Source organism: Streptomyces sp. NBC_00057, assembly GCF_045041165.1.
In the GTDB taxonomy this organism is placed as follows: Bacteria; Actinomycetota; Actinomycetes; order Streptomycetales; family Streptomycetaceae; genus Streptomyces.
This window is the reverse complement of record NZ_CP108256.1, coordinates 6,210,052-6,236,855: the sequence shown is the minus strand read 5'-3', so window position 1 is coordinate 6,236,855 and position 26,804 is coordinate 6,210,052. Positions and strand designations below refer to the sequence as shown.

19 protein-coding genes and 1 pseudogene are annotated in these 26,804 nt (G+C 70.9%); 5 read left to right on the top strand and 15 right to left on the bottom strand.

All coding sequences use genetic code 11. The features are described from left to right. Nucleotides 1-88 precede the first annotated feature (88 nt). The 6 genes from OG953_RS29265 to hrcA form a co-directional block, all read right to left on the bottom strand. The gene (locus tag OG953_RS29265) at nt 89-3,325 is read right to left on the bottom strand and encodes a S41 family peptidase (protein WP_405688018.1); all 3,237 of its coding nucleotides are present in this window, start codon (nt 3,323-3,325) and stop codon (nt 89-91) included. A gap of 80 nt (nt 3,326-3,405) precedes the next feature. Then, nucleotides 3,406-3,939, bottom strand: coding sequence for a hypothetical protein (locus tag OG953_RS29260; RefSeq protein WP_405688016.1), 534 nt, complete (start codon nt 3,937-3,939; stop codon nt 3,406-3,408). An 83-nt stretch (nt 3,940-4,022) separates the two neighbouring features. Next, complete coding sequence (locus tag OG953_RS29255) at nt 4,023-4,769, bottom strand: 16S rRNA (uracil(1498)-N(3))-methyltransferase (RefSeq protein ID WP_405688013.1); 747 nt, start codon at nt 4,767-4,769, stop codon at nt 4,023-4,025. After that, a complete protein-coding gene (locus OG953_RS29250) occupies nt 4,766-5,842 on the bottom strand; it encodes a nitronate monooxygenase (protein WP_405688012.1) in 1,077 nt (358 codons plus the stop codon). Before OG953_RS29250 ends, OG953_RS29255 begins: the two co-directional genes overlap by 4 nt. Before the next feature lie 124 nt (nt 5,843-5,966). Further along, nucleotides 5,967-7,103 carry a molecular chaperone DnaJ gene (dnaJ, locus tag OG953_RS29245; RefSeq protein ID WP_405688010.1) on the bottom strand — a complete coding sequence of 379 codons (1,137 nt, stop codon included), beginning with the start codon at nt 7,101-7,103 and terminating at the stop codon, nt 5,967-5,969. After that, nucleotides 7,104-8,120: a heat-inducible transcriptional repressor HrcA gene (gene hrcA / locus OG953_RS29240; RefSeq protein WP_072483581.1), complete on the bottom strand. Its 1,017-nt coding sequence runs from the start codon at nt 8,118-8,120 to the stop codon at nt 7,104-7,106. A 197-nt stretch (nt 8,121-8,317) separates the two neighbouring features. Between hrcA and OG953_RS29235 the strand changes: the two genes are divergently transcribed. Further along, the gene (locus OG953_RS29235) at nt 8,318-9,040 is read left to right on the top strand and encodes an MBL fold metallo-hydrolase (RefSeq protein ID WP_405688009.1); all 723 of its coding nucleotides are present in this window, start codon (nt 8,318-8,320) and stop codon (nt 9,038-9,040) included. A 59-nt stretch (nt 9,041-9,099) separates the two neighbouring features. After that, the gene (locus OG953_RS29230) at nt 9,100-9,921 is read left to right on the top strand and encodes a DUF3097 domain-containing protein (protein ID WP_405688008.1); all 822 of its coding nucleotides are present in this window, start codon (nt 9,100-9,102) and stop codon (nt 9,919-9,921) included. Between the two features lie 143 nt (nt 9,922-10,064). On the opposite strand, the gene hemW is transcribed toward OG953_RS29230, so the two are convergent. The 4 genes from hemW to lepA all read right to left on the bottom strand — a co-directional run bounded on the left by hemW (nt 10,065) and on the right by lepA (nt 17,680). Continuing rightward, entirely contained in the window at nt 10,065-11,306 is a 1,242-nt protein-coding gene (gene hemW, locus OG953_RS29225; protein ID WP_405688007.1) for a radical SAM family heme chaperone HemW, read from the bottom strand. A gap of 118 nt (nt 11,307-11,424) precedes the next feature. Further along, the gene (locus OG953_RS29220; RefSeq protein ID WP_405692127.1) at nt 11,425-13,359 is read right to left on the bottom strand and encodes a SpoIIE family protein phosphatase; all 1,935 of its coding nucleotides are present in this window, start codon (nt 13,357-13,359) and stop codon (nt 11,425-11,427) included. Nucleotides 13,360-13,565: 206 nt separating this feature from the next. Further along, on the bottom strand, nt 13,566-15,455 hold the full coding sequence (locus OG953_RS29215) for an AMP-dependent synthetase/ligase (RefSeq protein WP_405688005.1): 1,890 nt from the start codon (nt 15,453-15,455) through the stop codon (nt 13,566-13,568). A gap of 350 nt (nt 15,456-15,805) precedes the next feature. After that, the gene (gene lepA / locus OG953_RS29210; protein ID WP_405688003.1) at nt 15,806-17,680 is read right to left on the bottom strand and encodes a translation elongation factor 4; all 1,875 of its coding nucleotides are present in this window, start codon (nt 17,678-17,680) and stop codon (nt 15,806-15,808) included. Between the two features lie 215 nt (nt 17,681-17,895). Between lepA and rpsT the strand changes: the two genes are divergently transcribed. Continuing rightward, entirely contained in the window at nt 17,896-18,162 is a 267-nt protein-coding gene (rpsT, locus tag OG953_RS29205) for a 30S ribosomal protein S20 (protein ID WP_093897085.1), read from the top strand. A gap of 274 nt (nt 18,163-18,436) precedes the next feature. Here rpsT and holA read toward each other — a convergent pair whose 3' ends face one another. After that, a complete protein-coding gene (gene holA / locus OG953_RS29200) occupies nt 18,437-19,423 on the bottom strand; it encodes a DNA polymerase III subunit delta (RefSeq protein WP_093897084.1) in 987 nt (328 codons plus the stop codon). A 255-nt stretch (nt 19,424-19,678) separates the two neighbouring features. Here holA and OG953_RS29195 point away from each other — a divergent pair. Continuing rightward, nucleotides 19,679-20,662, top strand: a pseudogene (locus OG953_RS29195) (aldo/keto reductase). A 75-nt stretch (nt 20,663-20,737) separates the two neighbouring features. Next, nucleotides 20,738-20,983 carry a hypothetical protein gene (locus OG953_RS29190; RefSeq protein ID WP_405688002.1) on the top strand — a complete coding sequence of 82 codons (246 nt, stop codon included), beginning with the start codon at nt 20,738-20,740 and terminating at the stop codon, nt 20,981-20,983. Between the two features lie 24 nt (nt 20,984-21,007). Here OG953_RS29190 and OG953_RS29185 read toward each other — a convergent pair whose 3' ends face one another. From OG953_RS29185 to OG953_RS29170, 4 genes are all read right to left on the bottom strand, one after another. Further along, on the bottom strand, nt 21,008-21,892 hold the full coding sequence (locus OG953_RS29185; RefSeq protein ID WP_405688000.1) for a YceI family protein: 885 nt from the start codon (nt 21,890-21,892) through the stop codon (nt 21,008-21,010). A gap of 206 nt (nt 21,893-22,098) precedes the next feature. Next, entirely contained in the window at nt 22,099-24,672 is a 2,574-nt protein-coding gene (locus tag OG953_RS29180) for a ComEC/Rec2 family competence protein (protein ID WP_405687999.1), read from the bottom strand. Next, nucleotides 24,669-25,319, bottom strand: coding sequence for a helix-hairpin-helix domain-containing protein (locus OG953_RS29175; protein WP_405687997.1), 651 nt, complete (start codon nt 25,317-25,319; stop codon nt 24,669-24,671). The genes OG953_RS29180 and OG953_RS29175 overlap by 4 nt, the downstream gene beginning before the upstream one ends. 518 nt (nt 25,320-25,837) lie before the next feature. Then, entirely contained in the window at nt 25,838-26,683 is an 846-nt protein-coding gene (locus OG953_RS29170) for a DegV family protein (protein WP_405687995.1), read from the bottom strand. Nucleotides 26,684-26,804 lie beyond the last annotated feature (121 nt).

Genomic DNA, 26,804 nt, shown 5'->3' with positions numbered 1-26,804 from the left:
CTGCCCGACCCTTCCCGTATCCGGGGGCGGAGCCCCAGTTCGGGAAGGGGCGGCTGGGGGCAGGGCCCGCCGCAGGCGCACTCGCCCCCTACGCTCCCGGCCGCTCCGGTGCCCGCTTCGCCGGCGTCTCCGCCAGCGACGCGAGCGCGATCCGGATCGCCTCGTCCAACTGCGGATCCCGCCCCGCGGCATGGTCCTGCGGCGCCATCACGACCTCGACATCGGGATCGACCCCGTGGTTCTCCACACCCCAGCCGTAACCCTCGAACCAGAACGCGTACTTGGGCTGGGTGACCGACGTCCCGTCCACGAGCTTGTACCGGCTGTCGATGCCGACCACCCCGCCCCAGGTACGCGTGCCGACCACCGGCCCGATGCGCAACGCCTTGATCGCGGCGTTCACGATGTCGCCGTCCGAGCCGGAGAACTCGTTGGCGACGGCCACCACGGGGCCGCGCGGTGCGTCCTCCGGGTAGCTGTACGGCTGCATCCCGCGCGGCAGGTCCCAGCCGACGATGCGCCGGGCGAGCTTCTCCACGATCAGCTGCGAGGTGTGGCCGCCGCGGTTCTCCCGGACGTCCACCACCAGCCCCTCGCGGGCCACTTCGATCCGCAGGTCGCGGTGGAGCTGCGCCCAGCCCGAGCCGACCATGTCGGGGACATGGAGGTAGCCGAGGCGTCCGCCGGAGTGCTCGTGGACGTAGGCCCGCCGGTCGGCGACCCACGCGTGGTAACGCAGCGCCTCCTCGTCGGCGACCGGTACGACGACGACATGGCGCGGGTCACCGCCGTCCACCGGTGAGACGGTCAGCTCGACCGGTATGCCGGCCGAGCCGGTGAGCAGCGGTCCGGGCCCGGCCACCGGGTCGACCGGGTGCCCGTCGACGGCGAGGATCGCGTCCCCGACGCGGACCGCCACCCCGGGTGCGGCGAGCGGCGAGCGGGCCGCCGGGTCGGAGGTCTCCGACGGCAGGATCCGGTCGATGCGCCAACTGCCCGCGTCCGTACGGGAGATGTCCGCACCGAGCAGCCCTTGTCGGGCCGAGTCGTCGCGCCATCCGCCGGGCGGCGTCACATAGGCGTGCGAGGTGCCGAGCTCGCCCTGCACCTCCCACAACAGGTCGATCAGGTCGTCATGGGTGGCGACGCGCTCCAGCACCGGGCGGTAGCGGTCCAGGACTCCGTCCCAGTCGATGCCGCCCATGTCGGGACGCCAGAAGTTGTCCCGCATGATGCGCCCGGCCTCGTCGTACATCTGACGCCACTCGGCGGCCGGGTCGAGGGTCCGGCGAATCCGGGAGAGGTCGACGGTGACGCTGCTGTCGCTGCCGCCGTCGTGGTCGTCGTCGCCGGCCGGGACACGGCTGTCGGACGGTACGACGCGCAGCTTGCCCCGGGTGTGCAGGACGATCCGCTTGCCGTCGCCGCAGACCGCGAAGCCGTCGACGTCCGAGGCGAGTTCCTCGCAGCGCAGCTTCTCCAGGTCGTACCGTTCGAGGACGGTCTCGGGCCGGCGGGCGTCGGGCGTGGCGCCGCTCGTACCGAGCACCCCGGTCACCGGATGGCTCAGCCACAGCAGCCCGTCCTTCGCGGCGCGCAGCGTGGAGTAGCTGGCGGCCTCGACGGGCATCGGCACGATCCGGTCGGCGAGTCCGTCGAGGTCGATCCGGGTGACGGGCAGCGCGGTCGGGTTGTCCTCGCCCTCGCCGCCGCTCTTCTCCTTCTCGGTCGGACGGCCGTGGCGCTGCGGCCCGAACGGGGAGGGCGTGGTGGCGGCGAGCGTCAGCAGATGCGGACGGCAGGCGCCGATGAACGCCAGGTCGAAGACATGGGCGTCGTAGACCGGGTCGAAGGACCGCTCGGAGAGGAACGCGAGGTGCTTGCCGTCGGTGGTGAACGCGGGGGCGAAGTCCCGGAAGCGCAGCGGGGTGGCCTCGGCGACCGACAGATCGGCAAGGTGCGCGAGCTTGAGCTGCCTGAGCGGCTCGGGGCCGGGGTGCGACCAGGCGAGCCAGGAGGAGTCGGGCGAGAAGACAAGGCCTGAGGCGTCGCCGTGCTCACTCCGGTCCACCTCGTGGACCTCGCCGCTCTCCCGCTCGACGATCAGTACCCGCCCGTCGTGCGCGGCGACGGCGAACCGGCTGCCGTCCGGGGCCGCCTCCAGGTCGAGGACCCTGCCGATACGGCCCGCGGCGAGGCGGCGCGGTACGGCGCCCGGCGCGGTGCCGGTGGCGGGTGCGCACTCCAAGGCGTCGTCGCCCTCGGCGTCGGTGACCCAGACGACGTGCTGGTCGCCGTCGGCCTGGAAGGTGCGGGGCATCCTGGCCCGTACGCCCGGTTCGACGGCGAGCGCCCGGGCCGGGCCCTCGCGGTGGGTGACCCAGTGGACGGCGCCGCGCGTCCCGACGGCACTGCCGCGGCCCGTACGGTCCGGGGACGCGGAGTCGAGGTGGCTGCCGGCGTGCACCGAGTGGGGCTGGAGGTCGGCGCGCTGGCCGCCGAGCCGGATGTCGATACGACGGGGCTCGGAGCCTTCGAGGTCGTCCAGCAGCCGGAGTTCACCCGCCGAGGAGTAGCCGACGCGGGTTCCGTCGGTGGTCGCGTGGCGGGCGTAGAACCCCTCGATGCCGGTGTGCCGGCGCAGATCCGAGCCATCGGAGAGCGAGGAGTAGAGCGCGCCCACGCCTTCGTGGTCGGAAAGGAAGGCGACGCGGTCACCCACCCACATCGGGGATTCGATGTTCCCGTCGAGGTCCTCGTGCAGCCGTACGAACTCCGCCGGGCCGTCGGTCGCGCCCGCTTCCGCGATCCACAACTTGCCCGCGGTGCCGCCCCGGTAGCGCTTCCAGGCGGCGGCCTCGCGTCCCATGGTGGCCGAGAGCAGCAGGACCCGCCCGCCGGGCCCGTACGCGAGGGCGCCGACCGGCCCGTACGGAAGGGTCCGCGCGGGCCCGCCGTCGACCGGGACGGCCCTGGCCCAGCTGCGCCGCAGCGACGCCTGCCCCTGGGTGCTGATGACCAGTACGTCGCCCTCGGGCGTCCAGCCGCGTACGGAGGTCCGTGCGTCGCCCCAGTACGTGAGCCGCTTGGAGGGGCCGCCGTCGACCGGTGCGATGTGCACTTCGGGCACCCCGTCCCGGGTGGACGTCCAGGCGACGCGGGTTCCGTCGGGAGATATCCGCGGGTTGGTGACAGGTCGGTTGTCGGCGCTGACGCGCCAGGCTCGGCCGCCGTCCAGCGGCGCCAGCCAGACATCATCCTCGGCGGTGAAGGCGATCAAATCGCCCTGGACATGGGGGTATCGGAGGTAGGCAGGCTGCGTCACACGGATCACCCTAGGCCGCTGACGTGCTCCGCGGAACTGGGTTGGCCGGAGTCCGCCGGGTGGCCCGGTGCCGGACACACTCACTTGCCCAGGGGCGATTCGGTCACCGTGACCGTCACGGTGACCGTCGGCCGGGCGCCGCCACTGCCGCCGCCCCGCGGCGGATTCGCCCCGACGGTCGGCGGGGCGGCGTTGCAGTTGCCGAGCACATCTGACCGGAAGACGGCCTTCCCGCCGGTTCTGGCGGTCAGGTCGCCCCGCACACACCTCCCGTCGAGAGCCTGGGTCACCTTGCCGGTGATCGTGATGTCCTTGCCGCTCCCCGTCTTTCCGGTGCAGTCGACGTCCGCGATCCGACGCGCGGAGGCGGAGGGCGACGCACCCTGGACCCGGTCTCCGTCGACGTCGGCCGTGCAGTTCAGCCACCGCACATCGACCCCGTTGCGCTCCAGGGCACTGGTGCCGGTCAGGTCGGTGGTCACGGCGATTGATGTGGAGTTCAGGCTGCCCGTCGGCTCACAGGCCACGACACCTGCGACCGCCGCGCCCGCGAGTGCGGACGCGGCCAGAAAGCGACGGGTTCTTCCCTGACTCCATGCCCTTGATGTCCCCATACGGGCAGCTTCCCACCGTTCCCCCACGACGCGGTAGACGGCTTGCGGCCACAACGGGGCGGCTCCGGCGCACCGGCGGGGGCTTACGCCCAGCGGCCTGTGCGCCCCAGCAGCAGTGCCGTCGCCGCCGTACCCGCCGTCGAGGTGCGCAGGACGGACGCTCCGAGCCGGCAGGTCCGGGCGCCCGCCGCGGCGAAGGCCGCCAGTTCGTCCGGCGACACACCGCCCTCGGGGCCGACGACCAGCACGATCTCGCCCTGGGTGGGGAGCTGGACGGCGGCCAGCGGCTCGCTGTCGTAGCCCCGGTCCTCGTGCAGGACGGCGGCGAAGTCCGCCGCGGCCAGAAGTGCGGCAACCTGCTGGGTCGTCAGCGCGTCCGCCACCTCGGGAAAGCGCACCCGGCGCGACTGCTTGCCCGCTTCCCGGGCGGTGTTGCGCCATTTCGCGAGGGACTTGAGGCCGCGGTCGCCCTTCCACTGCGTGATGCAGCGCGACGCCTGCCAGGGCACGATCGCGTCGACACCGGTCTCCGTCATCGTCTCGACGGCGACCTCGCCGCGGTCGCCCTTGGGCAGGGCCTGGACGACGGTGATACGAGGTGTGGGCCACGGCTCCTCATGGACCGTCGCCAGGCCGGCGACCACGAGCCGGTCCTTGCCCTCGGCGGCCCTGACGACGCCTTCCGTCCAACGGCCGTGGCCGTCCGTCAGCACGACGTCCTCACCGGCGTGCAGCCGCTTCACCGATACGGCGTGCCGTCCCTCGGGTCCTTCCAGGACGAACTCGGGCCCGTCGGGGACCTGTTCGACGACGAAGACCGGTGCGGTCACTGCGTACTCCCTGTGCTCACTGCCGCCCGTGCGGCGTCCAGTTCTTCTGCGAGCAGTCCGATCAGCCGGCCGGCGGGCAGCTCGCGTGCCATCCGGTGCCCCTGCCCTGCCCACAGTGCCATGCCCTGGGCGTCCCCGGCCTTTGCCGCCGCCGCGCGCAGCCCGGCCGTCAGATAGTGGACCTGCGGGTAGGCGGCGGGGGCGTACGGGCCGTGCTCGCGCATGAAGCGGTTGACCAGGCCGCGGGCCGGACGGCCGGAGAACGCCCGGGTCAGGGCGGTCCGCACGAACAGCGGGTTGGTCAGTGCCTGCTTGTGCAGCAGATTCGCCCCGGACTCGGGGCAGACGAGGAACGCCGTGCCGAGCTGCGCCGCCTCCGCGCCCGCGGCGAGCACCGCGGCGATCTGGGACCCGCGCATCAGCCCGCCTGCGGCGATGATCGGCACCTGTACGGTCTCGCGGACCTGGGACACCAGGGAGAGCAGCCCGATCCCGGTGCCGTCGGTCTGCGGGTCGTCACGGTGGGTGGACTGGTGGCCGCCCGCCTCTATGCCCTGGACACAGACCGCGTCGGCCCCCGCCCACTGGGCGGCCTGGGCCTCCTCGGGCGTGGTGACCGTCACGACGGTGTACGTGCCGACGCCGGCGAACGCGTCGAGGGTGTCGCGTGTCGGGCAGCCGAAGGTGAACGAGACCGCCGGGACCGGGTCCTCCAGGAGGATGGCGAGCTTGGCCTCGTAGCCGTCGTCGCCGCCGCTGGAGTCCGGGTCGCCGAGCGGGGTCTCGTACCAGGCGGCCTCACCGGCCAGCTGATGCCGGTACACCTCGACGGCGCTCGGGTCGGCGAGACCCGGCTGCGGCATGAAGAGATTGACGCCGAAGGGCTGACCGGTCAGCCCGCGCAGCTGTTTGATCTCGTTGTACATGCCGTCCGCCGTCTTGTACCCGGCGGCGAGGAAGCCCAGCCCGCCCGCTTCGGCGACGGCCGCGACGAGCTGCGGACAGGACGCACCACCCGCCATCGGGGCCTGCACGACCGGATACCGGCAGAGATCGGTCAACACGGATGACATGACCGCATCGTGTCACGTCCCGCATGCCTCGGCGTGCGCGGCCTGCGGTCCATTTTGTCCTCGAACGCCGGACGGGCTCGGCAGGCGAGCCCGTCCGGCGGCAGGGAACGGTGTGCGGGGGCCGTCAGCGCCCGTTGAAGGCGTCCTTCAGCCGGGAGAACAGCCCCTGCTGCCCGGGCTGGAACTGGCCGGTGGGCCGCTCCTCGCCGCGCACCTTCGCCAGATCCCGCAGCAGTCGTTCCTGCTCCGGATCCAGCTTCGTCGGGGTCAACACCTCGACGTGCACGATCAGATCGCCGCGCCCCCCGCCCCGCAGATGTGTGATGCCGCGGCCGTGCAGCGGGACCGACTGGCCGGACTGGGTGCCGGGCCGGATGTCGACCTCCTCCAGGCCGTCGAGCGTCTCCAACGGCACCTTGGTGCCGAGCGCGCCCGCCGTCATGGGGATGGTGACCGTGCAGTGCAGATCGTCGCCGCGGCGCTGGAACACCGAGTGCGGCAGCTCATGGATCTCCACGTACAGATCGCCGGCCGGTCCGCCGCCGGGGCCGACCTCGCCCTCGCCCGCGAGCTGGATGCGGGTGCCGTTGTCGACACCGGCGGGGATCTTCACGGTGAGCGTGCGCCGCGAACGGATGCGGCCGTCGCCGGCGCACTCCGGGCACGGGGTCGGCACGACCGTGCCGAAGCCCTGGCACTGCGGGCAGGGCCGCGAGGTCATGACCTGGCCGAGGAACGACCGGGTGACCTGGGAGACCTCGCCGCGGCCGCGGCACATGTCACAGGTCTGGGCGGAGGTGCCGGGTGCGGCGCCCTCGCCGCTGCAGGTCGTACAGACGACGGCCGTGTCGACCTGGATGTCCTTGGTGGTGCCGAACGCCGCCTCGGCGAGATCGATCTCCAGCCGGATCATCGCGTCCTGGCCGCGCCGGGTGCGCGAACGGGGTCCGCGCTGCGACGCCGTACCGAAGAACGCGTCCATGATGTCGGAGAAGTTGCCGAAGCCACCCTGTCCGAATCCGCCCGCGCCACCGCCGCCGGAGGCGGACAGCGGGTCACCGCCGAGGTCGTAGACCTGCTTCTTCTGCGGGTCCGACAGCACCTCGTAGGCGGCGTTGATCTCCTTGAACCGCTCCTGGGTCTTCGGATCGGGGTTCACATCCGGATGCAGCTCACGAGCGAGCCGACGGAATGCCTTCTTGATCTCGTCCTGAGATGCGTCGCGGCGCACGCCGAGTACGGCGTAGTAGTCCGTGGCCACTTACGACTCCGCCAGGATCTGTCCGACGTAACGTGCCACTGCGCGTACCGCTCCCATCGTTCCGGGGTAGTCCATGCGGGTCGGTCCGACCACGCCGAGTTTGGCGACTGCCTCGTCGCCCGAACCGTAGCCGACCGCGACGACGGACGTGGAGTTGAGCCCCTCGTGGGCGTTCTCGTGCCCGATCCGTACGGTCATGCCCGAGTCCTTGGCCTCGCCGAGCAGCTTCAGCAGCACGACCTGCTCCTCCAATGCCTCCAGCACCGGCCGGATCATCACAGGGAAGTCATGCCCGAAGCGGGTGAGGTTGGAGGTGCCGCCGATCATCAGCCGCTCCTCCGTCTCCTCGACGAGGGTTTCGAGCAGGGTGGAGAGCACGGTGGACACGGTTCCCCGGTCCTCGCTCTCGAAGGATTCCGGCAGATCCTGCACCAGCTGCGGGACATCCGCGAAACGGCGTCCGACGACCCGGCTGTTGAGCCGGGCCCGCAGATCGGCGAGAGAGGTCTCACCGAACGGAGCAGGGCAGTCGATCATGCGCTGCTCGACCCGGCCGGTGTCCGTGATCAGCACGAGCATCAGCCGGGCGGCTGCCAGTGACAGCAGCTCCACATGCCGAACCGTCGACCGGGTCAGCGAAGGGTACTGCACGATGGCGACCTGCCGGGTCAGCTGCGCGAGCAGCCGTACGGTGCGGCCCACGACATCGTCGAGGTCGACCGCGCCGTCGAGGAAATTGTGAATGGCACGACGCTCCGGCGACGAGAGGGGCTTGACGCCCGCGAGCTTGTCGACGAAGAGCCGGTAGCCCTTGTCCGTCGGGATGCGTCCCGCGCTGGTGTGGGGCTGGGCAATGAAGCCCTCGTCCTCCAGCACCGCCATGTCGTTGCGGACGGTGGCCGGGGAGACCCCCAGCTTGTGCCGCTCCGTGAGCGCCTTGGAGCCCACGGGCTCCTCGGTGCCGACATAGTCCTGGACGATGGCGCGCAGCACTTCGAGTCTGCGTTCGCTGAGCATCGCGCACACCTCCAGCTGTGTTTCCTCGGTGGTTCTCGGGCCGTTCCTGCTTCATTCCCAGGAATCCCCCTGGCACTCTGTCCTCGCGAGTGCCAGCAATCCCCCGGCCAGTGTACGGCGGCCGAGTGGGGGCCTAGCAAGGGCGACCGGTCACGCTACCGCGAGACTGCGCAGGTCGTTGCCGATAGCGTCGCGGTATGAACGTCTCTTGGGAAGAGTTCGGCTGGGAGCGACTCGGTCACGGAGTGGGCCGACGCCGCCTCCCCGGGTGGGATGCGACAGTCGCACTGGTGGTCGGAGCGGATGGAGCGCTGCTCTACGACACCGGATCAACACTCCGCGAAGGTGCGGAAATACGGGCTCAGGCACAGGCCCTGCTCGGCCGGAGGGTGACGCATATCGCACTCAGCCACCCCCATTTCGACCATGTACTGGGCACCGCCGCATTCTCCGGCACCCAGGTGTACGGAGCGGTGGGCATGGCCCGGCTGATGAAGCTCGGGGCGGACGATCTGCGCGCCTCCGCAGTGCGCCACGGACTGTCCGAACGCGATGCGGCGGAGGCCGCCGATGCGCTGGTGGCACCGCACCATGAGGTGCACGACGAGTGGACGCTCGATCTGGGCGGCGGCCGTCAGGTGCTGCTGGCGAATGTGGGCCCCGCCCACAGCGGCCACGATCTGGCGGTGCTCGTCCCCGGCTCCCCCGCGGTGGTGCTCTGCGGCGACCTGGTCGAGGAGTCCGGCGAACCGCAGGCGGGACGGGACGCCGTCCCGTCCCGCTGGCCGGCCGCGCTGGACCGGCTGCTGACGCTGGGCGGCGAGGACGCAGTGTACGTTCCGGGGCACGGAGCGGTGGTGGACGCGGCGTTCGTCAGGGACCAGCGTGACCGACTGGCCGTCCTCCCCCATGGCCTTTAAAGGCATGGGAGGTGCCCCCTGAGGCATGTCGTGACGTGTTGTCGTCCTATCGTCATCCGATGCGCAGCTACCAGCCGGACCTGACCCCGCCGTGGAAGAAGTCCGCCCCCGTTCCCGAGGTGTCCGCCGATCCCGATCTGGTCGTGGAGGAGGTCTCCACGGGATTCTGTGGTGCGGTGATCCGCTGCGAGAAGACGGCCCAGGGCCCGACGGTGACCCTGGAGGACCGCTTCGGCAAGCACCGGGTGTTCCCGATGGAGCCGCGCGGCTTCCTGCTGGAGGGCCGGGTGGTCACGCTCGTTCGCCCGTCGGCGGCCGGTCCCGTACGCCCCACGCGTACGGCCTCGGGTTCGGTCGCGGTCCCCGGGGCGCGTGCCCGGGTCGCGCGGGCGGGCCGGATCTATGTGGAGGGCCGCCACGACGCGGAGCTGGTCGAGCGGGTCTGGGGCGACGACCTGCGGATCGAGGGCGTGGTCGTCGAATACCTCGAGGGCATCGACGACCTCCCGGCCATCGTGCGCGAGTTCTCCCCCGGCCCGGACGCCAGGCTGGGCGTTCTGGTCGACCACCTGGTCCCGGGCTCCAAGGAGTCCCGGATCGCCTCCCAGGTCTCGGACGCGAACGTGCTGGTGGTCGGCCACCCCTACATCGACGTGTGGGAGGCGGTGAAGCCGTCGTCCGTGGGCATCGCCGCCTGGCCGGTGGTCCCACGCGGCCAGGACTGGAAGACGGGCGTGTGCCGCGCGCTGGACTGGCCGGAGAACACGGGCGCGGCCTGGCAGCGAATCCTGTCCACGGTGCGCTCGTACCGGGATCTGGAACCGGCACTGCTGGGCTCCGTGGAGCACCTGATCGACTTCGTGACGGCGCCGCCTCAGTAGCCCCTCCGCCGGACTGCCGGCCCCTCCGGCGTTCGGGGAGCGGGGGATCCGGGGGCGGAGCCCCCGGATACGGGAAGGAGCGGGCAGGGGAACAGGCCCGCCGCAGGCGCACCCGCACCCCACCCGGCCCCGCACCCGCCCCCTCAGTCCACCAGATCCCGCACCACCGCATCCGCCAGCAACCGCCCCCGCAACGTAAGCACCGCCCGCCCCTCCCCATACGGCACCGGCTCCAGCAGCCCGTCCTCCACCGCCCGCCCCGCCGCGGCCAGCCCCGCCGGTGCCAGCAGCGACAACGGACACCCGTCCGCGAGCCGCAGCTCCAGCAGGATCCGCTCGACCCGCCGGTCCTCCGCGGAGAGGATCTCGCGCCCGGCCCCCGGCGACCGTCCCTCGGCCAGAGCCTGCGCGTACGCCCCCGGATGCTTCACGTTCCACCAGCGCACCCCGCCGACATGGCTGTGCGCCCCGGGGCCGGCGCCCCACCAGTCGGCTCCGCGCCAGTACAGCTCGTTGTGCAGGCACCGGCCCTCGGGCGTGCGGGCCCAGTTCGACACCTCGTACCAGGAGAAGCCCGCCGCGGCCATCGCCTCGTCCGCGATCAGATACCGGTCCGCATGGGCGTCGTCATCGGTCATCGGGATCTCGCCGCGCCGGATCCGCCGGGCCAGCTGTGTCCCCTCCTCGACGATCAGCGCGTACGCGGACACATGGTCCGGCCCCGCACCGATCGCCGCGTCCAGCGAGGCCCGCCAGTCGTCGTCGGACTCCCCGGGCGTCCCGTAGATCAGATCGAGGTTGACGTGCTCGAAGCCCGCCTCCCGCGCCTCGGCGACACACGCCTCGGGCCGCCCCGGCGTATGCGTGCGGTCCAGGATCTTCAGCACATGCTGCCGCGCGCTCTGCATCCCGAACGAGATCCGGTTGAAGCCGCCCTCCCGCAGCTCGGCCAGATACGCCGGATCGACGGATTCCGGGTTGGCCTCGGTGGTGATCTCGGCATCGTCCGCGAGCCCGAACTCGTCGCGGATCGCCCCCAGCATCCGTACCAGGTCTCCGGCGGCCAGCAGGGTCGGCGTGCCGCCGCCGACGAAGACCGTACGGACCGGACGCGGATCGTCACCGAGGACCTTGCGGGCCTGGCGGACCTCGCCGATCAGATGGGCTGCGTAGTTGTCCCGGGAGGCCAGCGCACCGCCGGAACCGCGCAGTTCGGTGGCGGTGTAGGTGTTGAAGTCGCAGTACCCGCAGCGGGTCGCGCAGTAGGGCACATGCAGGTAGAAGCCGAGCGGCCGGTCGGCGGCGCCTTCCAGGGCATGGCGGGGCAGCGCCCCGTCGTCGGGTACGGGTTCACCATCGGGCAGTACGGAAGGCATACCGCCCATTGTCACTCGCCGCCGAGGACCTCCGAGCCACGTTCATGATCACGAAAGGTCACGCACCCACGGCCGCACCGCGGCACCCGGACCGCGGCAAGCACCCCCGGGCCGCCCCGCCGCCCCCTCACCCCGCCTGCAGCACCAGCAGCGCCAGATCGTCATCGGGCGGCCGCTCGGCGAATTCGTGCACGGCTCGCTTGATCCGGTCCGCGATCCCGTCCGCCGACAGCCCGGCACAGTCGGCCAGCGCCCGGGCCAGACCGTCCCCGTCGTCGAACATCAGCGCCCCGGAGCGCCGCTCCGTCACGCCGTCCGTGACGCACAGCAGGCTGTCGCCGGGCGCCAGCTCGAAGCTCTGGCTCTCGTACGCGACGTCGTCGAAGATTCCGAGCAGCATCTGCGGCTCGGCGGCCGGGCGCACCTCGCCGTCGGGGCGCAGCAGCAGCGGCAGCGGGTGGCCGGCGCTGGCGAGGGTGCAGCGCACGCCGCCGCCGGGCAGCGGCACGAGTTCCCCGTACAGCAGGGAGAGAAAGCGGGACTGCCCGGTGTCCGCCGTCTGCTGGCCGCCCGCCGCGGCCACCATGAGCGCGGCCGCCTCTGCAGCCTCCATCGCATCGTCGAGGAGCAGCCGGTTGAGCCGGTCCAGCACTTCGCCGACGCCGAAACCCTCACGGGCCAGCAGCCGCAGCCAGGGCCGGGCGAGGCCGGTGACGACGGCGGCTTCGGGACCGCTGCCCTGTACATCCCCGAGGACGAAGCACCAGCGGTCGCCGGGGCACGGGAAGATGTCGTAGAAGTCGCCGCCGACGACCCCGTCGTCGCTGGGCTCGTACACCAGTGAGCTGGTGACGCCGGGTATGTCGGCGACCTTGCTGGGCAGCAGCGCGCGCTGCAGGATGCGGCTGATGGTGGCCTGCCGGGTGTAGGCGCGGGCGGCACCGACGGCGAGGCCGACACGGCGTACGAAGTCCTCGATCAGGGCGGTCACTTCGTCGGGCACGCGTGCCGTGCCCTCCCGGCCGAGGAGTACGGCGCCGAGTGTCCGGCCGCCCGATGTGATCCGGTAGGCGAGAGCGGATCCGGCGCGCCCGTCGGATTCCCTGCCGTCCTCCTCGCCGCCGGGCCAGGGCATGGAGACGGGCCCGGTGCCCACCCGCTCGGGCAGCCGGATCGGGTCCTGCTCCAGCACCGTACGCAGTTGCCCGGTCTCGGCCTCGTCCCGGTGCCAGGCGCTGGCGAGCCGGGGGACGGCCGCGGGACCGCCGTTCTCGGGCTCCAGCCAGATCGCGCACCAGTCGGCGAGTCTGGGCACCAGTAACTGTCCGGCGAGGGCCGCGACGATGTCCTCGTCGAGCTGGCCTGCGAGCAGGTCCGAGGCCTCGGCGAGGAACGAGAGCGCGCCGCGGCCGGCCCAGTCCGCGTCGTCGCGCAGGGCCCGCCGGGCGGTGGGGGCGAGCAGCTCGGCTGCGCGCAGTCCCTGCTGGAATCCGGACTCGGCCGACGGTTCCGGGAACGGGTTCCAGTCGTCGACGGGAAGCCGGGCCCAGACGGTCTTGAGGCCGGTGCGGTAGGTGATGCCCCAGCGCTCGGCGAGGGTGCCGACGAGCTGGAGCCCGCGACCGTACTCGGCGGGCTCCTCGGGGCCGGCGGGGGCATCGTCCTGCGCCGTGTCCGCTGCGTCCGTCGCGCTGCCGACCTCCGGGCGTTCGCTGCGTACGGCACGGGCCGGGTGGTGGTCGGAGACCTCCAGCACCAGGGCCGCGGCCTCGTCCTCGGCGGCCTCCTCGAGCCTGCAGAGCAGCTCGACATTGGTCCCGGCGTGCACGACCGCGTTGGTGACCAGCTCGCTGACGACGACCGCCGCATCATCGGCCAGACGTTCGCTGAAGCCCACGGCCGCCGGCAGTCCCAGCCCGGTCCACTCGGTGAGCGCTGCCCGGACGAACCGGCGGGCGGCGGAGGGCGCGAGGAGGTTTCCGGGCAGGGACGTACGGGCGGTCGGCCGCGCATCCGCATGGCCGACGGTGATACCGGGACGCTGAACGATGTCCCGCTGCAAGGGAATGGGCCCCACGGTGCAGCTCCTGACCTGTTCTCGCTCTGTCTGTCTGTTCTCGTTCTGTTCTCGCTGGGCGCCGCTGACGACACCGACAGAGTGACAGATGGACCATGCTCATAAGCGACGAGTTGCCGAAGTGAGCAGAGAAAGTGAGCAGAGAAAAACGGAAGCAGCCGCACCGTGCGGCCGGTTGATGAGAACCCGTATTACGCCTCGCGGGATCCCGTGTACATGTCGTCGATGAGGCCCTTGTACTCACGCTCGACGACCGGCCGCTTCAGCTTGAGACTGGGCGTCAGCTCGCCGTGTTCGATGTCGAGATCGCGGGGCAGCAGCCGGAACTTCTTGATGGTCTGCCAGCGCTGCAGCCCCTCGTTGAGCCGCTTGACATAGCCCTCGATGAGCGCGACGGCCTGCGGGGACGCCACCACTTCGGCGTACGGCTTCCCGCCCAGGCCGTTCTCGGCAGCCCAGCCGAGGATGGTCGGCTCGTCGAGTGCGATCAGGGCGGTGCAGAAGTTGCGGTCCGCGCCGTGCACCAGGATGTTGGAGACGAACGGGCAGACCGCCTTGAACTGTCCCTCGACCTCCGCCGGAGCGATGTACTTGCCGCCGGACGTCTTGATCAGGTCCTTCTTGCGGTCGGTGATCCGGAGATAGCCGTCCACGGACAGCTCGCCGATGTCGCCGGTGTGGAACCAGCCGTCCGCCTCCAGCACCTCGGCGGTCTTTTCCGGAAGCCCCTGGTAGCCCTGCATCAGGCCGGGGCCGCGCAGCAGGATCTCGCCGTCGTCGGCGATCCGTACCTCGGTACCGGGGAGCGGCTTGCCTACGGTGCCGGTGCGGTAGGCCTCGCCCGGGTTGACGAAGGAGGCGGCGCTGGTCTCGGTGAGGCCGTAGCCCTCCAGGATGTGGATGCCGGCGCCCGCGAAGAAGTAGCCGATGTCGGGGGCGAGCGCCGCGGAGCCGGAGACGCAGGCACGCAGCCGGCCGCCGAAGGCCTCACGGATCTTGGCGAAGACGAGGGCGTCGGCGACCTTGTGCTTGGCACCGAGCGCGAACGGGACGGAGGCCGTCCCGGTGCGCCGGAAGTTGTCCTGCGAGACCGTCGCGTACTCGCGGGCGACCCCGGCCGCCCACTGGAAGATCTTGTACTTGGCCCCACCACCGGCCCGCGCCTTGGCGGCGACACCGTTGTAGACCTTTTCGAAGATGCGGGGGACGGCGGCCATGTACGTCGGCTGGACCACCGGCAGATTCTCGATGATCTTGTCGACCCGGCCGTCGACGGCGGTGACGTGGCCGACCTCGATCTGGCCGGAGGTGAGGACCTTGCCGAAGACGTGCGCGAGCGGCAGCCAGAGGTACTGGACGTCGTCCTTGGTGATCAGGCCGGTCGCCACGGTGGCCTTGGCCATGTACGACCAGTTGTCGTGCGGCAGGCGTACGCCCTTGGGGCGGCCGGTGGTGCCCGAGGTGTAGATCAGGGTGGCCAGCTGGTCGGCCGTGATGGCGGCGACCCGCTCCTTGACCGCGTCGGGGTTCTTCGCCAGGCGCTCGGCGCCGCGGGCCTCCAGATCGGCAAGGGTGAGCACCCAGCCCTCGGGGTCGCCCTCGGCGGGTCCGGCACCCTCGGGGTCGATGACGACGACATGGGCGAGGTTCGGCAGCTCGGCGCGGCGCTCGCGGGCCTTGGCCAGCTGGCCGGCGTCCTCGGCGATCAGGACCCGGCTCTCGGAGTCCGAGAGGATGAACGCCGACTCCGCGGCGTTGGTCGACGGGTAGATGGTCGTGGTGGCTGCGCCCGCGCACATCACACCGAGGTCGACGAGGATCCATTCCACTCGCGTGCCGGCGGCGAGCGCGATCCGCTCCTCCGGCTGCACGCCCAGACCGATCAGCCCTGCCGCGATGGAGTACACCCGCTCGGCGGCCTGTGCCCAGCTCAGCGACTTCCACTCATCGGGTCCCTCGCCGGTGGTCGCAGGGACGGGGTAGCGGTAGGCCTCCCCGTCCGGGGTGGCCGCCACGCGGTCGATGAAGAGGTTCGCCACGGAGGGCGGTCGGTTCTCGATCAAGGTCTGTGTGTCGCTCACGACATCCTCCGGGCCTGCGGCAGTGCTTCACGACCGGCTGCTGATTGCTGCTTGTTCCTACGTGTGTCCTTGCGCACCCCGTGCGCTTGGTCCTGCGGTGCTTGTCCTGTTGCTTGTCCTGCGGCGCTCGGTCCCGCTTGTTTAACTGGCGAGTAACCACGAGGCCGTGATCAGGGTAGAGCGCCCACGTCCGCCGCGTAAGGGGCAATGGGCCGCCGCTTCATAACAAACGGGCCCCTGTGTCGCAGTGCGCTGCGACACAGGGGCCCGTTGGGCTACCACCGGGTAGGGGCGGACGGAGCCGGGGTGGCGGCCGGGGCGGGAGTTACTTCTCGGCCTTGCGGCGGAAGCTACTTCTTGGCCTTGCCGTCCCCGCCCGACTCGTCCGTCGACAGCACGGCGATGAAGGCCTCCTGCGGCACCTCCACATTGCCGACCATCTTCATCCGCTTCTTGCCTTCCTTCTGCTTCTCCAGCAGCTTCCGCTTACGCGAGATGTCACCGCCGTAGCACTTGGCGAGGACGTCCTTGCGGATGGCGCGGACGGTCTCACGGGCGATGACCCGGGAGCCGATGGCGGCCTGGATCGGCACCTCGAAGTTCTGCCGCGGGATCAGCTCGCGCAGCTTGGCGACGAGCCGAACGCCGTACGCGTACGCCTTGTCCTTGTGCGTGACCGCGGAGAACGCGTCGACCTTGTCGCCGTGCAGCAGGATGTCGACCTTGACGAGCTGGGCGGACTGCTCGCCGGTGGGCTCGTAGTCGAGGGAGGCGTAACCCCGCGTCTTGGACTTCAACTGGTCGAAGAAGTCGAAGACGATCTCGGCGAGCGGCAGGGTGTAGCGGATCTCGACCCGGTCCTCGGAGAGGTAGTCCATGCCGAGCAGGGTGCCGCGCCGGTTCTGGCAGAGCTCCATGATCGCGCCGATGAACTCGCTGGGGGCCAGGACCGTGGCGCGCACGACGGGCTCGTGCACCTTGTCGATCTTGCCCTCGGGAAATTCGCTCGGGTTGGTGACGGTGTGCTCGGTGCCGTCCTCCATCTCGACGCGGTAGACCACGTTGGGCGCGGTGGCGATGAGTTCGAGACCGAACTCGCGCTCCAGCCGCTCGCGGATCACATCGAGGTGGAGCAGACCGAGGAAGCCGACGCGGAAGCCGAAGCCGAGCGCGGCGGAGGTCTCCGGCTCGTACACCAGGGCGGCGTCGTTGAGCTGAAGCTTGTCGAGCGCCTCGCGCAGGTCCGGGTAGTCCGAGCCGTCCAGCGGGTACAGGCCCGAGAACACCATCGGCTTGGGGTCCTTGTAGCCGCCCAGCGCCTCGGTCGCACCCTTGCTCAGGGAGGTGATGGTGTCACCGACCTTGGACTGCCGGACGTCCTTCACACCGGTGATGATGTAGCCCACTTCGCCCACACCGAGGCCGTCGGCCGGGGTCATCTCCGGGGAGGAGACCCCGATCTCCAGCAGCTCGTGGGTGGCGCCGGTGGACATCATCCTGATGCGCTCGCGCTTGTTGAGCTGACCGTCGACGACACGGACGTACGTGACGACGCCCCGGTACGAGTCGTAGACCGAGTCGAAGATCATCGCGCGGGCGGGGGCGTCGGCCTTGCCGACCGGGGCCGGGACGTCCTTGACCACCCGGTCGAGCAGCGCGTCCACGCCGACACCGGTCTTCGCGGAGACCTTGAGCACGTCCTCCGGCTGGCAGCCGATGAGGTTGGCAAGCTCCTCGGAGAACTTCTCGGGCTGCGCGGCCGGCAGGTCGATCTTGTTGAGCACCGGGACGATGGTGAGGTCGTTCTCCATCGCCAGGTAGAGGTTGGCCAGCGTCTGGGCCTCGATGCCCTGCGCGGCGTCGACCAGCAGGACCGTGCCCTCGCAGGCAGCGAGCGAGCGGGAGACCTCGTAGGTGAAGTCCACGTGGCCCGGGGTGTCGATCATGTTGAGGACGTGGGTGCGGCCCTGGTCCTCGCCCGTGTCGGGCGCCCAGGGCAGACGTACCGCCTGGGACTTGATGGTGATGCCGCGCTCGCGCTCGATGTCCATCCGGTCGAGGTACTGAGCGCGCATCTGCCGCTGGTCGACCACGCCCGTCAGCTGAAGCATCCGGTCGGCAAGGGTCGACTTGCCGTGGTCGATGTGCGCGATGATGCAGAAGTTGCGGATCAGCGCCGGGTCGGTACGGCTCGGCTCGGGCACGTGGGTAGGAGTCGCGGGCACGCAGGGTCCTGATTCTTGAGACGCCGAACGCCGTGTCTCGGGTCGATGTCGGTTCGGTCGGATCGATACGTAGCCTCCATCGTCCCACGGTTGCGGGGCGGAGACCGGTTTGGGCCGGTCGGAGCGGGGCTGGTACCGTTGACAGCTGTGCCTCGCGACTCTCTCAGGCCGTGGGGCGCACATCGAAGATCCAACGAACCTGAAAAGGCTCTTTCGTGGCGAACATCAAGTCCCAGATCAAGCGGAACAAGACGAACGAGAAGGCGCGCCTGCGCAACAAGGCCGTCAAGTCCTCGCTCAAGACCGCTATCCGCAAGGCCCGTGAGGCTGCCGTCGCCGGTGACGTCGAGAAGGCCACCACGGCCGCTCGCGACGCCTCCCGCGCGCTCGACAAGGCCGTCTCGAAGGGTGTCATCCACAAGAACGCCGCCGCCAACAAGAAGTCGGCGCTGGCCTCCAAGGTTGCCTCCCTCCAGGGCTGAGCTTTCTGATGTAACCGCCGGAACGGACCAGCGGGCCCTCTCTCCCGCCCCTGCCCGGCCCCCGCGCCGCACACCGAACCTGCGTTCGCCACGCGGGTGCGGCGCACCGAGCGTGAACCGAAGGCCCCGACCCCGCTCTCCCCAGAGCGAGGCCCGGGGCCTTCGGCGTACCCACTTCGAGGCCGTCCGGTTTTGAGTCGTCCGGCGTGTGAGCCCGTCCGGCGCTTGAGGGCGGAGCCGCCGCAGGACGAACCCGGCACCCTCGCCCGCCCGGCTACCGCCCCGACCGCGCCGCCCGCGCCACCGCGACCACGGCCTTCTCCAGCGCGTACTCCGGATCGTCGCCGCCCCCCTTGACGCCCGCGTCCGCATCCGCGACCGCCCGCAGCGCCACCGCAACGCCGTCCGGCGTCCACCCACGCATCTGCTGGCGCACCCGGTCGATCTTCCACGGCGGCATGCCCAGCTCACGGGCGAGGTCCGCGGGCCGCCCTCCGCGCGCCGAGGACAGCTTTCCGATCGCCCGTACGCCCTGTGCCAGCGCGCTGGTGATCAGCACGGGCGCCACCCCGGTCGACAGCGACCAGCGCAACGCCTCAAGCGCCTCCGCAGCCCGCCCCTCCACCGCGCGGTCGGCGACCGTGAAACTCGATGCCTCCGCACGGCCTGTGTAGTAACGGGCGACGACCGCCTCGTCGATCGTGCCCTCGACATCCGCGACGAGCTGCGAAACCGCACTCGCCAGCTCCCGCAGATCGCTGCCGATGGAGTCGACCAGCGCCTGGCACGCCTCGGGCGTCGCCGAGCGCCCCAGCGCCCGGAACTCCGACCGCACGAACGAGAGCCGCTCGGCCGGCTTGGTCGTCTTCGGACACGCGACCTCCCGCGCCCCGGCCTTGCGTGCCGCGTCCAGCAGGCCCTTGCCCTTGGCTCCGCCCGCATGCAGCAGAACGAGGGTGATCTCCTCGACCGGATCGCCGAGGTACGCCTTGACGTCCTTGATCGTGTCGGCGGAGAGATCCTGCGCATTGCGCACGATCACCACCTTGCGCTCGGCGAAGAGCGACGGGCTCGTCAGCTCGGCAAGGGTGCCGGGCTGGAGCTGGTCGGAGGTGAGATCGCGGACATCCGTGTCGGGGTCGGAGGCACGGGCCGCCGCCACCACCTGTTGCACAGCGCGGTCGAGGAGCAGGTCCTCCTGACCCACGGCGAGCGTGAGGGGGGCGAGCGGATCGTCGGTGGAATTCCTTCTGGTGGCCATCGCCGTCCAGCATCCCACGCACCACTGACAGCCTGCCGGACTCCCTGCCCGCCTCGTGCGGGAGCCACCTCGTGCGGACGCCTGGGGGCTCGGACGCCTGGCGCGATTGTGTCGGGCGCCCGATTCACCGAAAACCGTCGAATCCTGGATTTCTTCACTCGACAGGTCGGGAGATTCGGCATGTTGGTACGATCCCGGACGCTGCACCGGAGCCATTGAATACCAGGAGGGGTACTTAAATTGAGCTCGCCACTGATCCCGTACCGTCAGCTCGGCAACACCGGCCTGGAAGTCTCCGCTCTCGGGCTGGGATGCATGGGAATGAGTCAGACCTATGGGACTCCGGACGACACGGAATCCATTAAGACAATCCACCGAGCGCTCGACCTCGGCTGCAATTTCTTCGACACTGCGGAGTCGTACGGCCCGTTCGTCAACGAGGAGCTCTGAGGCAGGGCACTGCAGGGCCATCGGGACAGCGCGGTTGTCGCGACGAAGTTCGGCTGGGAGTACGAGGGCGCCCGGCGCGGCGCGCTCAACAGTCGGCCCGAGCACATCCGCCGAGCGGTCGACGGGAGCCTGAAGCGACTGGATACGGACCGGATCGACGTTCTGTACCAACACCGGGTGGACCTGGAGGTGCCGATCGAGGACGTAGCGGGAGCGGTTGCCGAACTCATCGCGGCCGGAAAGGTTCTTCACTTCGGTCTCTCGGAGGCCGGTCCGGGCACCATCCGGCGGGCTCACGGTGTCTGTCCCGTCGCAGTTCTGCAGACGGAATACTCCTTGTGGGAACGTCATCTGGAAAAGGAGATTCTGCCGGTGATCCGGGATCTGGGTATCGGCCTCGTTCCTTATTCTCCACTGGGCCGCGGATTCCTGACCGGCACAGCGGTCCGCGCGGAAGAATATCCGGAAAGCGACTACCGCAGGCGCGATCCGCGATTCCAGAACGATAATTTCAGGATCAATTCCATGGCTGCCGACGTGGTCCGGGATGTCGCCCGTGGGTGCGGCGCGGCGCCGGCCCAGACATCGCTCGCCTGGCTGCTGCAACAGGGGGACGACATCACGCCGATCCCCGGTACGAAGCGCAGGCCGACGCTGGAAGAAAATCTCGCCGCGACGGGACTCGTGCTCGGCTCGGACGACCTGCGACGCCTCGACGCGGCGCTGCCGCCGTCGGCGGTCGCCGGTAGCCGTTATCCCGAGAGCGTCATGCACATGAACGGCCGTTAGGCGCCCGACGCCACTCGCTCGGCAGGACGGCGCCGGCCGGACCGCACCTCTCACCCGGTACGGGAGAATGGGCAGGTGAGCGATGCAAGACATGTGCTGGTGCTGCCCGACCGCGATGCCGCGGAGGAGGTGGCCGCGGAACTCGGCGACCGCTTCGGGGTCGCTGAGGAACCCCAGCTCGTACGCGATGCACTGGCCGGCGAGGACGACGCCGAGGACGCCCAGTGGCTGGTGGTCGTGGAGGACCCGTCGGGGCTGCTGGACTCCTCGGCGCTCGATGCGTTCGCAGCAGAGTACGAGGGGTGGCTCGAAGCGCCCTAGAGGGGCGCCAGGGCCCCCAGGGGCTCAGCCCTTGGGGACGATCTGGATGTCCATGTCGATGGAGATGCTGGAGCCGACGGCCGCGATGCCGCGGGCCAGCATGGTCTGCCAGGTGAGGGTGAAGTCCTCGCGGTGCAGCTCCGTGGTGGCCCGACAGGCGGCGCGGGTCTCGCCCTCCAAGCCGTTGCCGACGCCGAGGTACTGGGTGTCCAGCGTGACCGTACGGCTGACACCGTGCAGTGTGAGCGCGCCGGTCACCCCCCAGCGGGTGCCGCCGCGGTGGACGAAGCGGTCGCTGTAGAACTCCAGCGTCGGATAGCGCCCGACGTCGAGGAAGTCGCCGGAGCGCAGATGGTCGTCGCGCATCTGGACGTTCGTGTCGATCGACGCGGCATCGATGATCACGTGCATGGCCGAGTCCTCCATGCGGTCGGCGATCCGGACAGCACCGGCGAAGGTGTTGAACCGGCCGTGGATGCGCGCCATGCCGATGTGCCGGGCCGTGAAGCCGATCTGCGAGTGCATCGGCTCGACCTCCCACTCGCCGGGGTCGGGCAGCTGCGGGGGCGCGGACAGTTGCAGGGTCACATCGCCGAGGCTCGCATGGTCGCCCTCGACGACCGTGGCCGCGCCGTGGAACGGGGTGAAGCCCTCAGCTGTGACGGCCAGCCGGTATTCGCCGGCCGGGACGGTCGCGAGGACGTTGCCGTACGGGTCCGTCTCACCACCGAAGACCTTGCGGCCCACGCTGTCCATGACAACGAACTCGGCCTGCTGCACGACCTCGTTGACGGGGCCGAGCACTCGGCAACTGAGCACTCCGGCAGTGCGCGGCACCTCAAGTCCCGTGAGGGCGTTGCCGCGCGCGACACCCGTCGCTCCCCTGTTTCCCAGCCAACGGCCGAACATCTTCCGCCTACCCCTCGGGGACGATTCACCATGGGGCCTGACGGCTGGACGTCCTCGTCGGAGCAGCGGCCCACCGACGAGCATGTATTCGATCACCATTGTGGCGTTCGAGGCAAACAGAGCAGCTCGCAGGGTCTTGGGTAGAGGTGTTACCGAAGGTCCCAATTGGCCGTTCCACTTGTGCGCGTCACTCATTCGGACAGTGCTCATGACTGACCCACCGCCCGCAGCCCAGACCCGGCACCCGTCACGGCGATCGCGCCGTCCGTGTCCGTGCGCAGCACCACCGCGCCGCCGGCTCTGAGCGCATCGACGGTGCGCGCGGCCGGGTGGCCGTACGGGTTGTCCCTGCCCACGCTCACCAGGGCGAGTCTCGGGTGCGCGTTGCGCAGCAGAGCGGGGTCCTGGTGGGCGGAGCCGTGATGGGCGACCTTGAGAACGTCCACCCGTGGCAGCGCGGGATACCTGCGCAACAGCCCCTGCTGGGCCGGAGGTTCGAGGTCGCCCAGGAGCAACAGGGTCAGCACGCCGGTCCGGACGTACAGGGTGACACTGGCGTCATTCGGCTCCTGCGGTACGGGCCCGGCCCCCGGGACCGCCGATGCACCGCCTGCCCCCGCGCCGCCCGCCGGCCAGAGGACCCGCCAGTCGAGCGGTCCGATCCGGCGGCGTTCACCGGGGACGGCCCGCACCAGGGGGACGCCCGACGCGGCAGCCGTTCTCCGTACGAACGCGACCTGGTCCGACGGTTCGTCCAGGCTCGTCGTCTGGATCGCTCCCACCGCTCTGCCCCGCAGTGCACCGGGCAACCCCCGGACATGGTCCGCGTGGAAGTGCGTAAGAACCAGGAGCGGTACCTCGGTGATGCCCAGGTCGCGCAGGCACCGGTCGGCGAGCCGGGGATCGGGACCGGCGTCGACGACCACACCTGCGCCGTCCCCCGCGGCCAGCACCAGGGCGTCGCCCTGCCCCACGTCGCACATCGCGAACGCCCAGTCCGGCGGCGGCCATCCAGTCAGTACCCGGGTGAGCGGCACCGGGCGCAGCACCGCAAGGATCAGCAGCAGCACGGCGGCCGAACAGACCCAGGGGTGGCGCACGATACGACGGGCGAACAGCACCACCAGAGCTGTCAGCGCGGTGAGCAGCAGCGCGCCCTTCCCACCGTCGGGCCAGTCGATCTCCGCCCCGGGCAGGGCCGCCCCGGTGCGGGCCACCGAGGCGATCCACCCGGTCGGCCAACCCGCGATCCGGGCTGCCAGCTCTGCCACCGGCATGGCCACCGGCGCCAGGGCGAGCGCGGCAAACCCGAGGACCGTGGCCGGCGCCACCGCGAACTCGGCCAGCAGATTGCACGGGATCGCCACCAGGCTGACCCGGGAGGCGAGCAGCACGACGACCGGTGTGCACACCGCCTGCGCCGCGGCGGCCGCGGCCAGTGCCTCCGCGAGCCTGGGCGGAACCCGGCGCCGCTGCAGCGCGTCGCTCCACTTCGGGGCGATGGTGAGCAGGGCGCCGGTGGCCAGGACGGAGAGGACGAAACCGTAACTGCGTGCCATCCACGGGTCGTACAGCACCAGCAGCAGAACCGCGGCGGCCAGCGCGGGGATCAGCGATCTGCGGCGCCCCGTGCCGATGGCGAGCAGGGTGATCAGTCCGCAGGCCGCGGACCGCAGTACGCTCGGCTCGGGTCGGCAGACGATGACGAAGGCTAGTGTGAGCGCGCCGCCGAGCAGCGCCGTCGTTCTCAGCGAGATCCCCAACCGGGGCGCCAGACCGCGCCGTTCGACGCGCGACGCTGTGCCCGGCGGTCCGATCAGGATGACGAGCAGGATCGCCAGGTTGGCACCGGAGACCGCCATCAGGTGGGTGAGGTCGGCCGCCTGGAAGGCATCGTGCAGTTCAGGGGTGACCCGTGAGGTGTCGCCGACCACGAGTCCCGGCAGAAGCGCCCGCGCATCGGGATCCAGCCGCTCGGTCGCCTGCCGCAGACCGCCACGCAGAGCACCCGCCATGCGCTGGAGAGAGGAAGGTGGCCCGGTGATGTGGGGCGGGCCCTTGCCCTCGGGTCGCAGTACGGCGGCAATGCGCTCCCCTTCGCGCATCGGTGGCGCCAGTCGGCCGCCGATGTGCAGTTGCGTGGAAGGAAGCAACTGCTGCCACTGGGCCATCGGTCCGCCGGGCGAGACGATCAGCAGCACTGGCGTACGCAGCCGGGTGACCGCACCGTCTGGTCTGGTCAGCCGCGTGATCTCGGCGTCGATGAGGAGCGAGGCGGGCGTGCTGTGGTCGCCTCTCACCCGGGGCTGGGTCTGCCGGGCGTCGGACGTCACCGTCACCTCCGCCTCAACCCTCGCGAACCGCTGGGCCAGCCCATGGATCGGCCCCTGCCGTACGTCCGCGCCGTGCAACCCGGCCGACGCAGCCCCGGCCGCCGCACAGAGCAGCACCGCAGCGGTGGCGGTCGCGGTGGTGTGCGGCGGCCGCCGGTTGCGCACCGCGCTCTCGTCGTCTGTCGCCTCTCCCACGGCGTCGGCCGACAGCCTGCACATTGCACGGGTCGCCGATGCTCCCGACATCGCCAGGAGCACCATGGCTGCGCCGATGCAGAGCATCACGCCCGCCGTCGTCCCCCGCCCCGGCGCACTCAGCGCGAGCGCCGCTCCGGCCCAGGTCGCCATGGCCGGCGGGACCAGCCGGAGGTCGACCGGGCCCTCCTGCCGCGGGTCGGAGACACCCAGCCTCCGGGCCGACGCCGCATGGACGTCCGGGGGGTTCATAGCCCCACCAGCGGTTGGAGGTCGGCGAACCGGCGGTCACCGATCCCGTTGACCTCGCGGAGCTCGTCGACGGAACGGAAACCGCCGTGCTGTGTGCGGTAGTCGACGATGTGCTGGGCGAGAACCGGGCCGACACCAGGCAGCGTGTCCAGTTGTTCGACGGTCGCGCGGTTGAGGCTGACCGGTCCGGTCGTGGGGCTGCCGCTGCCGCCCGGAGCGGCTCCCCCCGTACTGCCGGCGGCAGGAAGGCCGGGCGGGGCGCCCACCACGATCTGCTCCCCGTCCATGAGCACCCGCGCCCGGTTGATCCCGGTGAGGTCGACACCCGGCCGGGCTCCGCCCGCCGCACGCAGCGCGTCGGCGACTCTTGCACCGGACGGGAGTTGATGGATCCCCGGCCTTCGCACCTTCCCGCCCACATCGACCACGATGTGCCCGCCCGGCCCCGTCGCCGGTGGCGGCCCCGGTGACGGCTCGGGCACTCCGGCGTCATCCGTCACCGGGCCCGAAGTCCTGGCGTGCGCAGCCTCGTTGACCGGATCAGGAGCGCGTACGGAGTGGGGGCGCGCGGACCAGAAATGCACCGCGGCAAAGACCGCGGCCGCGATCAGGACAACGGCCAGCGCGACAAGGGTCCTTGGCTCCAAACCGCATCTGAGCTGCAGCCACACCGGAATCCGCTCCCGCAGTGCCGGAACCAGCCTCTCCCACCGCCCCGGCACCCTGGAGACGTGTGTCGTCGTCGAGGGCGAGGGCGGCGCAGGAGCGGCAGCCGGAGCGGGACTTGGCGTCGAGGGCGGGCTCGGCGCCGAGACCGGAGCGGGAGCCGAAGCCACCCCCAGCACAGGCCGCGCGACCCGTCCGCCGTATGCACCTCCCATGAGGGCGTCCGCCCGGCGGCGCGAAGCCGCCGCTACGACGTCAGCACGCCCGCGCGACGACCGTCGCCGTCCGGGTCCGAGGCCGGGAGCGCCACGGGCGCGCCCGTCCGAGGCCGGGGCGCGGCCGGGGCCGCTTCCGCTGGTTGCACGATGTGATCGGGGAGCCATGCCTCACGACGGTAGGCACATCCGTCCGAACCCGCTGAGCAGGCCCAATTTCGGTGGACAACCGGCCAGTTGTGGATAACTCGACCACCCCGAGGGGTGACGTCGGCGAACCGGCTTCAGCGCGACGAAACCACTGCCCCGAGCAGACCGGGCCCGGTGTGCGCACCGATCACGGCGCCCACCTCGCTGACATGCAGGTCGACCAGACCCGGAACCCGCTCACGCAGCCGCTCGGCGAGCCGCTCGGCCCGCTCGGGTGCCGCCAGGTGATGCACGGCGATGTCCACCCGGCTGCTGCCCGCCCGTTCCGCGACGATCTCCTCCAGACGCGCGATCGCCTTCGAGGCCGTCCGTACCTTCTCCAGCAGTTCGATACGGCCGCCGTCCAGCTGGAGCAGCGGCTTCACGGCGAGCGCCGATCCCAGCAGAGCCTGCGCGGCACCGATACGACCGCCGCGGCGCAGATAGTCCAGCGTGTCGACGTAGAAGTACGCGGAGGTGCCCGCTGCCCGCTTCTCCGCGGCTGCGACGGCCTCGTCCAGGCTTCCGCCCGCCTCTGCCGTCTCCGCCGCCGCCAGGGCGCAGAATCCGAGGGCCATGGCGACCATCCCGGTGTCCACCACCCGTACGGGAACCGGTGCGTCCTTCGCCGCGAGCAGAGCCGCGTCGTACGTACCCGAGATCTCGGCCGAGAGGTGCAGCGAGACGATGCCGGTGGCTCCGGCCCCGGCCACCGCCCGGTACGCGGTGGCGAAGACCTCCGGGCTGGGCCGGGAAGTCGTCACGGGGCGACGCTTCTGGAGCGCCACCGCGAGGGAACGGGCCGAGATCTCGGTGCCGTCCTCCAGAGCCTGATCACCGAGGACGACGGTCAGCGGCACCGCGGTGATACCGTGCCGCTCCATCGCCTCGGGCGGCAGGTAGGCCGTGGAATCGGTGACGATCGCGACATGGCGGGACATGAGCGGGAGGTTACCTGGCGAGTCTGCGGCTCGGCAGTCCGACCCCGACCGAATGATCGCTCCCGATCGCTTCGGACCGCTTCCTGTCACCGCCGGTCATCGGACGCCTCACCGCCGGTCG

Coding starts and splice junctions, on each gene's coding strand:
- OG953_RS29260 (WP_405688016.1), bottom strand. CDS start 3,939: ATGGGGACATCAAGGGCATGGAGTCAGGGAAGAACCCGTCGCTTTCTG.
- OG953_RS29250 (WP_405688012.1), bottom strand. CDS start 5,842: ATGTCATCCGTGTTGACCGATCTCTGCCGGTATCCGGTCGTGCAGGCC.
- hrcA (WP_072483581.1), bottom strand. CDS start 8,120: ATGCTCAGCGAACGCAGACTCGAAGTGCTGCGCGCCATCGTCCAGGAC.
- OG953_RS29235 (WP_405688009.1), top strand. CDS start 8,318: ATGAACGTCTCTTGGGAAGAGTTCGGCTGGGAGCGACTCGGTCACGGA.
- OG953_RS29230 (WP_405688008.1), top strand. CDS start 9,100: ATGCGCAGCTACCAGCCGGACCTGACCCCGCCGTGGAAGAAGTCCGCC.
- hemW (WP_405688007.1), bottom strand. CDS start 11,306: ATGGGCGGTATGCCTTCCGTACTGCCCGATGGTGAACCCGTACCCGAC.
- holA (WP_093897084.1), bottom strand. CDS start 19,423: ATGGCCACCAGAAGGAATTCCACCGACGATCCGCTCGCCCCCCTCACG.
- OG953_RS29185 (WP_405688000.1), bottom strand. CDS start 21,892: ATGTTCGGCCGTTGGCTGGGAAACAGGGGAGCGACGGGTGTCGCGCGC.
- OG953_RS29180 (WP_405687999.1), bottom strand. CDS start 24,672: ATGAACCCCCCGGACGTCCATGCGGCGTCGGCCCGGAGGCTGGGTGTC.
- OG953_RS29170 (WP_405687995.1), bottom strand. CDS start 26,683: ATGTCCCGCCATGTCGCGATCGTCACCGATTCCACGGCCTACCTGCCG.